Source organism: Streptomyces sp. NPDC104106, assembly GCF_055584345.1.
Genome location: NZ_JBVJMF010000028.1, coordinates 93,634 through 102,494 on the forward strand (window position 1 = coordinate 93,634; position 8,861 = coordinate 102,494).

Genomic DNA, 8,861 nt, shown 5'->3' on the forward strand with positions numbered 1-8,861 from the left:
CTCTCCCGGAACCGCCTTCCGGGGGAGCAGTCGCACGTCGGGCGAGCGGCCAGGCGCCGACGACCGCGTGCCCCGCGCTGCCACCACCCGAGCACGCGGCCGCACGCTCCATGCGGTCAACCGATGTCCGGCGGGTCGATCCGCACCCGCACCGCCTCACCGGTCCCGGCGCCGCGCGCCATTCGGGCGGCCTGGGCGGTCTTCAGCGCGGCGGCCAGTGCCGCGCCGCTGCCGGGCGGCACCCGGACCAGTGCCCGCTCCCAGTGCTCACCGGGCGGTGGGGCGCCGGGTCTGCGGGGCCGGCCAGGCGGTGTGGGCGGCACCGGAACCGGCCCCAACACCTCGGCGTCCGGCGGCAGTTCGACCGACGCCAGAAAGCCGGCGACGGCCGCCGGTGTACCGGTGACGGCCGCCATCCGGGACACCGGCGGGAAGCCCAGCTCCGCTCGCTCGGCCAGCTCCCGCACCGCGTGCCCGACGGGGTCCCAGCGCACCAGCGCCTGCACCGGCCGCAGCGTCGGCTCGGCCACCACGACCACCGTGCCCCCCTCGCTCTGCGGCCGGACCAGCGCGCCCGCCGTGATCCAGCGGCGCAGCGCGTCCTCACCGGCCCGCAGGTCGGGCCGTACGAGCATGGCCCAGCCGTCCAGCAGCAGGGCAGCCGCGTAGCCGCCCTCGGCGACGGGTTCGGCGCCCGGCGTGCTCACCACCAGTGCGGGCGTGCCCGGCACCGTGTCCAGCACGTGTTCCCGTCCCGAGGTGCGCACCGGAACGGCGGGGAAGGCGCGCCCCAGCTCCTCGGCCGTCCGCCGTGCCCCCACCACCTGGGCGCGCAGCCGGAAGCCGCCGCACTCCGGGCAGTGCCACGCGCTCTCCTCCCGCCCGCACCAGGCACACCGCAGCACCCCCGCGTCCTGCGCCTGGAGCGGTCCGGAACAGTGCCGGCACCGCGCCGGCGCCCGGCACTGCGCACAGGCCAGACGGGGTGCGTAGCCGCGCCGGGGCACCTGCACCAGCACCGGGCCGTGCCGCAGCCCCTCCCGGGCCGTCTCCCAGGCGAGGCTCGGCAGCCGCGCGGCGCGGGCGGCCTCGTCGCGCGCGAGGTTCTCGTCCCCGACGGTGCGGACCACGGGGGCGGCCCGCCGCACCTGCTCGCGGCCGGCGACCAGCGGCCGGGCCCAGCCGCTCTCCACCAGCTGGGCCGCCTCCACGGTGCAGGCGAACCCGCCGAGCAGGAAGGCGCACTTGTCCAGGGCGGCGCGCAGCAGCAGCACGTCGCGGGCGTGCGGCTGCGGTGCGTGCTGCTCGCTGAGGCTGTCGTCGCCGTCGTCCCAGACCGCCACGAGTCCCAGGTCCCGCACGGGCGCGAACATGGCCGCCCGCGTCCCGACCACAGCCCGTACGGATCCGCGCCGCACGGCGAGCCACTGCTCGTACCGCTTCTCGGGTCCCGCGTCGGCGGTGAGCAGCGCGTGCCGTCCCGGACCGAGCAGCGCGGTGAGCGCGGCGTCGACGCGCGTGGCGTCCCGCCCGTCCGGTACGACGACCAGGGCGCCGCGTCCCGAGGCGAGCGTGGCGGCGACCGCCCGCGCCAGCTCCTCGCTCCACCGCGGGCCGGGCAGCGCGTTCCAGACGGCCCGCGGCGCTCCGCCGGAGGCCAGCGCGTCGAGAAAGGCGGCCCCGTGCTCGTACCGTCCCCAGGTGGCGGGGTCCGGTGCGGGCGGTGGGGGGAGCGGCGCGGGCGAGGGCCGCTGCTCGGCCCGCGCGCTGCGCGGCGGCACGGCCAGCTGGAGCACGTCGGCGAGGCTTCCGGCGTAGCGGTCGGCGACGGCGCGGGCGAGCCCCAGCAGTTCCTCGCCGAGGACGGGCTCCGGGGAGACGACCTGGGCCAGTGCGGCCAGCGGCCCGGAGTAGTCGGACTCGGCCCGGCGCTCGATGAGGAAGCCGTCGATGAGCCCCCCGCCCTCGCGCCGCCCCTCGCGCACCCGGCCCCGGCCGGCCCCGAACCGCACCCGCACCCGCACCCCGGGCCGCGCCTGCGCGTCCAGTTCCTCGGGCACGGCGTAGTCGAAGTACCGGTCGAGGTGCAGCACGCCCTTGTCGACCAGGACCCGGGCGACGGGCAGCTCCTTGGCGAGCGCGGCCCCCCGCCAGGTCCGCGGCTTGGCACGCGGCGCCCTGGCCTTGCGGACGCTCTCCCGGATGAACGCGAGCTGCTCCGGCGGCGCCCCTTCGGCCTCGCCGCCCCCGTCCGCCCGGGGTTCCCCGTTCTCGCTGCTCACGCTTGCATTCTTACCAAACGCCACTGACAAGGGCCGCCGGCGCCCGGCACCGCCCGGGGCCGCCGCGGTCCCACGCGGACACGCCGAGGCCCGGCTCCCGAGGGGGAGCCGGGCCTCGGCGAGGAGAAGGGCGCGGGTCTACAGGCCCACGGCCTTGCGGAGGGCGTCGACGCGGTCGGTGCGCTCCCAGGTGAAGTCGGACAGCTCGCGGCCGAAGTGGCCGTAGGCCGCCGTCTGGGCGTAGATCGGGCGGAGCAGGTCGAGGTCGCGGATGATCGCGGCCGGGCGGAGGTCGAAGACCTCGTCGATCGCCTTCTCGATCTTCTCCGTCTCGATCTTGTGGGTGCCGAAGGTCTCCACAAAGAGACCGACGGGCTCGGCCTTGCCGATCGCGTAGGCGACCTGGACCTCGCAGCGGGAGGCCAGGCCCGCCGCCACGACGTTCTTCGCGACCCAGCGCATCGCGTACGCGGCGGAGCGGTCCACCTTGGACGGGTCCTTGCCGGAGAAGGCGCCGCCGCCGTGGCGGGCCATGCCGCCGTAGGTGTCGATGATGATCTTGCGGCCGGTCAGGCCGGCGTCGCCCATCGGGCCGCCGATCTCGAAGCGGCCGGTCGGGTTGACCAGCAGACGGTAGCCCTCGGTGTCCAGCTTGATGCCCTCGTCCAGCAGCGCCTTCAGCTCGGGCTCCACGACGAACTCGCGGATGTCGGGGGCGAGCAGCGACTCCAGGTCGATGTCGGAGGCGTGCTGGGAGGAGACGACGACCGTGTCGAGGCGGACGGCCTTGTCGCCGTCGTACTCGATGGTGACCTGCGTCTTGCCGTCCGGGCGCAGGTAGGGGATGGTGCCGTTCTTGCGGACCTCGGACAGGCGCTTGGACAGGCGGTGCGCCAGGAAGATCGGCAGCGGCATGAGGGTCGGCGTCTCGTCGGAGGCGTAGCCGAACATCAGGCCCTGGTCGCCGGCACCCTGCTTGTCCAGCTCGTCGTCGTCGCCCTCGACCCGGGACTCGTACGCCGTGTCGACACCCTGCGCGATGTCCGGGGACTGCGCGCCGATGGACACGGACACACCGCAGGAGGCGCCGTCGAAGCCCTTCTTGGAGGAGTCGTAGCCGATCTCCAGGATCTTGTTGCGGACCAGGGTCGCGATGTCCGCGTACGCCTTGGTCGTGACCTCGCCGGCCACGTGCACCAGGCCGGTGGTGATCAGCGTCTCGACGGCGACCCGGGAGGTCGGGTCCTCGCGCAGAAGCGCGTCGAGAATGGTGTCGCTGATCTGGTCAGCGATCTTGTCGGGGTGACCCTCGGTCACGGACTCCGAGGTGAACAGGCGACGGGACACAACGCTCCCTGTGGTTGCAGCGGCTGCTGGCTGATCATTTGCAGTCGGCACGAGGGCTGCGCCCGGTGCCGACCCTGAACAGTTTATCGGTCGCACTCGGCCGGTGGGTCACTGTCTCGCCTCTCGGGAGTGCTGTGACCTGCGGCACGGGCATTCTGCCCAATGCCGGGTGACCTTGGCCAGGGTCGCCACACGCGAATCGAGGGGTGATCCAGACGCGTTCGCGCGCGCCCATAGCGGGGGTTCGCGGGGCGCGCCGGGGCTCAGCGCAGGCGCTCGGCGACCAGGTCCCAGACGGTGTCGGCCAGGGCTTCCTTGGGGCCGTGCGGCACGGGGGTCTCGCTGCCGTCGGCCCCCAGCACCACGGCCTCGTTCTCCTCGGAGCCGAACGTCTTGCGCTCCCCCACCTCATTGACCACCAGCAGGTCACAGCCCTTGCGGGCGAGCTTGGTGCGGCCGTTGGCGAGGACGTCGTCGGTCTCGGCGGCGAAGCCGACGACCACCTGTCCGGGCCGGGCGCGATCGGCGGAAATCTCCGCGAGAATGTCTGGATTCCGTACCAGGACGATCGGGTCGGGCTCCTGGCCGTCCTTCTTCTTGATCTTTCCGGCGGCGTAGACGGCCGGTCGGAAGTCGGCGACGGCGGCGGCCATCACGACCGCGTCGGCGTCGGCCGCCGCCTTCACGACGGCCTCGCGCAGCTGGACCGCCGTACCGACGGGGACGACGTCCACGCCCGCCGGGTCGGGCAGGCCGGTGTTGGCAGCCACCAGCGTGACCCGGGCGCCGCGGGCGGCGGCGGTGCGGGCGAGGGCGTAGCCCTGCTTGCCGGAGGAGCGGTTGCCGAGGAAGCGGACCGGGTCGAGGGGCTCACGGGTGCCGCCCGCCGATACGACCACGTGGCGGCCCTTGAGGTCGGGCTCGTTGCCGCCACGGGCCAGGACCCGGCGGCAGGCCTCGAAGATCTCGGCCGGGTCGGGCAGCCGGCCCTTGCCGGTGTCGACGCCGGTGAGGCGGCCCACGGCCGGTTCGATGACGACGGCGCCGCGCCGGCGCAGGGTGGCCACGTTCTCCTGGGTGGCCGGGTGCTCCCACATCTCGGTGTGCATGGCGGGCGCGAAGACGACCGGGCAGCGGGCGGTCAGGAGCGTGTTGGTGAGCAGGTCGTCGGCGAGGCCGTGCGCGGCCTTGGCGAGCATGTCGGCCGTGGCGGGCGCGACGACGACGAGGTCGGCGCCCTGGCCGATGCGGACGTGCGGGACCTCGTGGACGTCGTCCCAGACCTCCGTCGAGACCGGGTTGCCCGACAGCGCGGACCAGGTGGCGGCGCCGACGAAGTGCAGCGCGGAGGCGGTGGGGACCACGCGGACGTCATGGCCCGACTCCGTGAACCTTCTCAGCAGCTCGCAGGCCTTGTACGCGGCGATGCCACCGCTGACCCCCAGCACGACCTTGGGCTTGTCCACCGTCACTCCCCGGATTCGAGAACCTGCAACACCCATGACACACCACAGGCCCGGCAGCATGACTGCCGGGCCTGTGGATAAGTCAAGCGCAATCTGAAAGTACTACTGCGCGGTCTTACTGGGCGGGGCCCTCGACGGCCTCGGACGTCAGCAGACCCGCGTTGATCTCGCGCAGGGCGATCGAGAGCGGCTTCTCGTGGACGTGCGTGTCGACGAGGGGACCGACGTACTCCAGCAGGCCCTCGCCGAGCTGCGAGTAGTACGCGTTGATCTGGCGGGCCCGCTTGGCCGCGTAGATCACGAGGCTGTACTTCGAGTCGGTTGCCTCGAGGAGCTCGTCGATCGGCGGGTTGATGATGCCCTCGGGCGCGGTGATGGAAGAGGACACGCTCTACCTTCCGATGGATGGAAAAGAATCAATCATCGTGATCACAGTCACGATCACACAACGTCCATCAAGGCTAGCAGCTCACGGGCCACGTCCTCGACGGAGGTGTTGACCAAGGTCATGTCGAACTCCGGCTCGGCCGCCAGCTCGGTCCTGGCCGCCTCCAGGCGGCGCTCGATGACCTCGGGCGGCTCGGTGCCCCGGCCGGTCAGCCTGCGCACCAGCTCCTCCCAGGAGGGGGGAGCCAGGAACACCAGCCGGGCGTCGGACATCGACTCCCGGACCTGCCGGGCCCCCTGGAGATCGATCTCCAGCAGCACCGGCTCGCCCTTCTCCAGCCGCTCCAGCACGGCCGCACGCGGCGTGCCGTAGCGGTTCCCGGCGAACTCGGCCCACTCCAGCAGCTCGCCGTTGGCGATCAGCTTGTCCATCTCCTCGTCGGTGACGAAGAAGTAGTGGACTCCGTGCTGCTCGCCGGGGCGCGGCGTGCGGGTGGTGGCCGACACCGAGAGCCAGACCTCGGGGTGTTCCTTGCGCATATGGGCGACGACCGTGCTCTTGCCGACCCCCGAGGGGCCGGAGAGCACGGTCAGCCGCGGACGTTCACTCATGCAGCGATTATTCCAGCAATCCCGGGATGCCCGGGACTCCCGGTCCGCCCGGAGACGGACTCAGGAGGCGGAGCCGCCGAACTCACGCTCCAAAGACGCGATCTGGTTGGAACCGAGACCCCGCACGCGGCGGCTCTCGGAGATGCCCAGACGCTCCATGATCTGCTTGGCGCGGACCTTGCCCACGCCCGGCAGCGACTCGAGCAGCGCGGAGACCTTCATCTTGCCGATGACGTCGTTCTTCTGACCCTGCTGGATGACCTCGTGCAGGGATGCGCCGGAGTGCTTGAGTCGATTCTTGACCTCGGCCCGCTCCCGGCGAGCCGCGGCGGCCTTTTCGAGCGCGGCTGCGCGCTGTTCAGGGGTAAGGGGCGGAAGAGCCACGCCTACGTCACCTCGGATGTCGAACTGTCGGATACGGACCGGTGAGGAACCTAGTCGCCCCACACCTGGGGAGCCACGAGCAACACGCTTCGCCCGTTCACTCTGCTCGGAGACTAGCGGGCAAGTCCGCCAGAGTCAGCGAGAACAGCGGAAAAGTCCTGGTCAGCCTCCGTCAGGCCGGACATTTCAGACATAATGACCCCGATTTGAGGATGTATTCACACTCAAGTCGCCGGCCCGCCGCCTGCCCGGCCCCGCGCCGCAGGGGTCAGGAACCCGCGACGACGCCCTGGATCTCGTCCGCGAAACGCTCCGCGGCCGCGCGCAGGGCCCCGGCGTCGGGACCGTGACGCAGAACACCCCGGCTCACGTTCGGCACCACGTTGCGCAGGGCCGGCCCGAAGACCCTCGGCAGGTCGGCCGCCGTCGCCCCCTGCGCGCCCACACCGGGCGCCAGGAGCGGACCGTTGATCGCGAGGTCGTACGACGACAGGTCGCCGACCGTGGCGCCGACGACGGCGCCGAAGGAGCCGAGCGGCTCCTCCCCCGCGTTCTCGGCGGCGAGGTGGGCCAGCATGGTCGCGCCCACGCTGCGGCCGTCGGCACGCACCGCGTGCTGCACCTCGGGGCCCTCCGGGTTCGAGGTCAGGGCCAGCACGAACAGGCCCGCGCCGCTCTCCCGGGCAAGGGCCACGGCCGGGCTGAGCGAGCCGTAACCGAGGTACGGCGAGACGGTCAGGGCGTCGGAGAACAGCGGGGCGTCCTTGTGCAGGTAGGCCTCCGCGTACCCGGCCATGGTCGAGCCGATGTCGCCGCGCTTGGCGTCCATCACGACCAGGGTGCCGGCCGCGCGCGCTTCCTGGACGACCGTCTCCAGCACGGCGACACCGCGCGAGCCGAAGCGCTCGAAGAAGGCGCTCTGCGGCTTCATCACGGCGACGCGGTCCGCGACGGCCTCGACGACCCTCCGGCTGAACCGCTCCAGTCCGGAGACGTCGTCGTTCAGGCCCCACTCGGCGAGCAGGGAGGCGTGCGGGTCGATGCCGACACACAGCGGACCGCGCTCGTCCATGGCGCGGCGCAACCGGGCGCCGAAGGGCTCGTGGGACGTCATGCGGGCTTCCTCACGTCGGCGCCGACCGCGTCGGCGAGGGTGGCGTACGGGCTGGTGCGCAGGCGCGCGGCGAGGCCCTTGTGGATCGAGCGCGACCAGAAGGGGCCCTCGTAGATGAAGGCGCTGTACCCCTGGACCAGCGTGGCACCGGCCAGGATGCGCTGCCAGGCGTCCTCGGCGGTCTCCACGCCGCCGACGCCCACGAGGGTGATCCGGTCGCCCACACGCGCGTAGAGGCGGCGCAGCACCTCCAGGGAGCGGTCCTTGAGCGGAGCGCCGGACAGGCCGCCGGTCTCCTGCACCAGGGAGGGCCGGGAGGTCAGCCCGAGCCCTTTGCGCGCGATGGTCGTGTTGGTGGCGATGATGCCGTCCAGGCCCAGCTCCACGGCGAGGTCGGCGACGGCGTCGACGTCCTCGTCTGCGAGGTCGGGCGCGATCTTCACGAGCAGCGGGACGCGGCGGTTCGCGACCGTGCGGTCGGCGGCCTCGCGCACGGCGGTCAGCAGCGGGCGCAGCGCCTCGGTGGCCTGGAGGTTGCGCAGGCCGGGCGTGTTCGGCGAGGAGACGTTGACGACCAGGTAGTCGGCGTACGCCGCGAGCCGCTCGGCGGACTTCACGTAGTCGCCGACCGCTTCGGCCTCCGGGACGACCTTGGTCTTGCCGATGTTGACGCCCACGACGGTCCGGAAGACCGGGCGGCGCGAGGCGAGCCGCGCCGCGACGGCCAGCGAGCCGTCGTTGTTGAAGCCCATGCGGTTGATCAGCGCGCGGTCCGCGACGAGGCGGAACAGCCGCTTCTTGGGGTTGCCGGGCTGCGGCTCCCCCGTCACCGTGCCGATCTCGACGTGGTCGAAGCCGAGCATCGCCATGCCGTCGACGGCGACGGCGTTCTTGTCGAAACCGGCTGCGAGCCCGAAGGGGCCGTGCATGCGCAGCCCGAGCGCCTCGGTGCGCAGTTCCTTGTAGCGGGGTGCCAGCGCCGCGGCGACGAAGGTGCGCAGGCCCGGGACGCGGGCGGCGAGGCGGATCCAGCGGAAGGCCAGGTAGTGGGCCTTCTCGGGGTCCATCCGGGTGAACACCAGACGGAAGAAGAGCTTGTACATCTCGGAAGAAGTCCTCAGGGTGCTCATACAGAGGGGGACACCGTTTCCGGTGTCCCCCTCAGGGCTGCTAGTCGCGGGCTGCGGTGAGGTGTTCCGCGTGTTCCTGGAGCGAGCGGACGCCCACGTCGCCGTGGTTGAGGGCGTCGATGCCCTGGACGGCCGCGGC

8 protein-coding genes are annotated in these 8,861 nt (G+C 72.5%); all 8 read right to left on the reverse strand.

The genetic code is table 11. From position 1 onward, the window contains the following. Window positions 1-116 precede the first annotated feature (116 nt). The 8 genes from ACZ60X_RS40195 to ACZ60X_RS40230 all read right to left on the reverse strand — a co-directional run bounded on the left by ACZ60X_RS40195 (window position 117) and on the right by ACZ60X_RS40230 (window position 8,695). On the reverse strand, window positions 117-2,282 hold the full coding sequence (locus tag ACZ60X_RS40195; protein ID WP_469610019.1) for a primosomal protein N': 2,166 nt from the start codon (window positions 2,280-2,282) through the stop codon (window positions 117-119). Between the two features lie 138 nt (window positions 2,283-2,420). Continuing rightward, on the reverse strand, window positions 2,421-3,629 hold the full coding sequence (gene metK, locus ACZ60X_RS40200; RefSeq protein WP_469610022.1) for a methionine adenosyltransferase: 1,209 nt from the start codon (window positions 3,627-3,629) through the stop codon (window positions 2,421-2,423). 263 nt (window positions 3,630-3,892) lie between these two features. Continuing rightward, window positions 3,893-5,095, reverse strand: coding sequence for a bifunctional phosphopantothenoylcysteine decarboxylase/phosphopantothenate--cysteine ligase CoaBC (coaBC, locus tag ACZ60X_RS40205; RefSeq protein WP_469610025.1), 1,203 nt, complete (start codon window positions 5,093-5,095; stop codon window positions 3,893-3,895). 115 nt (window positions 5,096-5,210) lie between these two features. Continuing rightward, on the reverse strand, window positions 5,211-5,483 hold the full coding sequence (rpoZ, locus tag ACZ60X_RS40210) for a DNA-directed RNA polymerase subunit omega (RefSeq protein WP_003982715.1): 273 nt from the start codon (window positions 5,481-5,483) through the stop codon (window positions 5,211-5,213). A 53-nt stretch (window positions 5,484-5,536) separates the two neighbouring features. Further along, the gene (gene gmk, locus ACZ60X_RS40215; protein ID WP_469610028.1) at window positions 5,537-6,094 is read right to left on the reverse strand and encodes a guanylate kinase; all 558 of its coding nucleotides are present in this window, start codon (window positions 6,092-6,094) and stop codon (window positions 5,537-5,539) included. A gap of 60 nt (window positions 6,095-6,154) precedes the next feature. Then, window positions 6,155-6,478 (reverse strand): integration host factor, encoded by a 324-nt coding sequence (locus ACZ60X_RS40220; RefSeq protein WP_469610031.1) that lies wholly within the window; start codon window positions 6,476-6,478, stop codon window positions 6,155-6,157. Window positions 6,479-6,746: 268 nt separating this feature from the next. Beyond that, entirely contained in the window at window positions 6,747-7,592 is an 846-nt protein-coding gene (pyrF, locus tag ACZ60X_RS40225; RefSeq protein ID WP_469610034.1) for an orotidine-5'-phosphate decarboxylase, read from the reverse strand. Next, entirely contained in the window at window positions 7,589-8,695 is a 1,107-nt protein-coding gene (locus ACZ60X_RS40230) for a quinone-dependent dihydroorotate dehydrogenase (protein ID WP_469610044.1), read from the reverse strand. Before ACZ60X_RS40230 ends, pyrF begins: the two co-directional genes overlap by 4 nt. Between the last annotated feature and the right edge of the window lie 166 nt (window positions 8,696-8,861).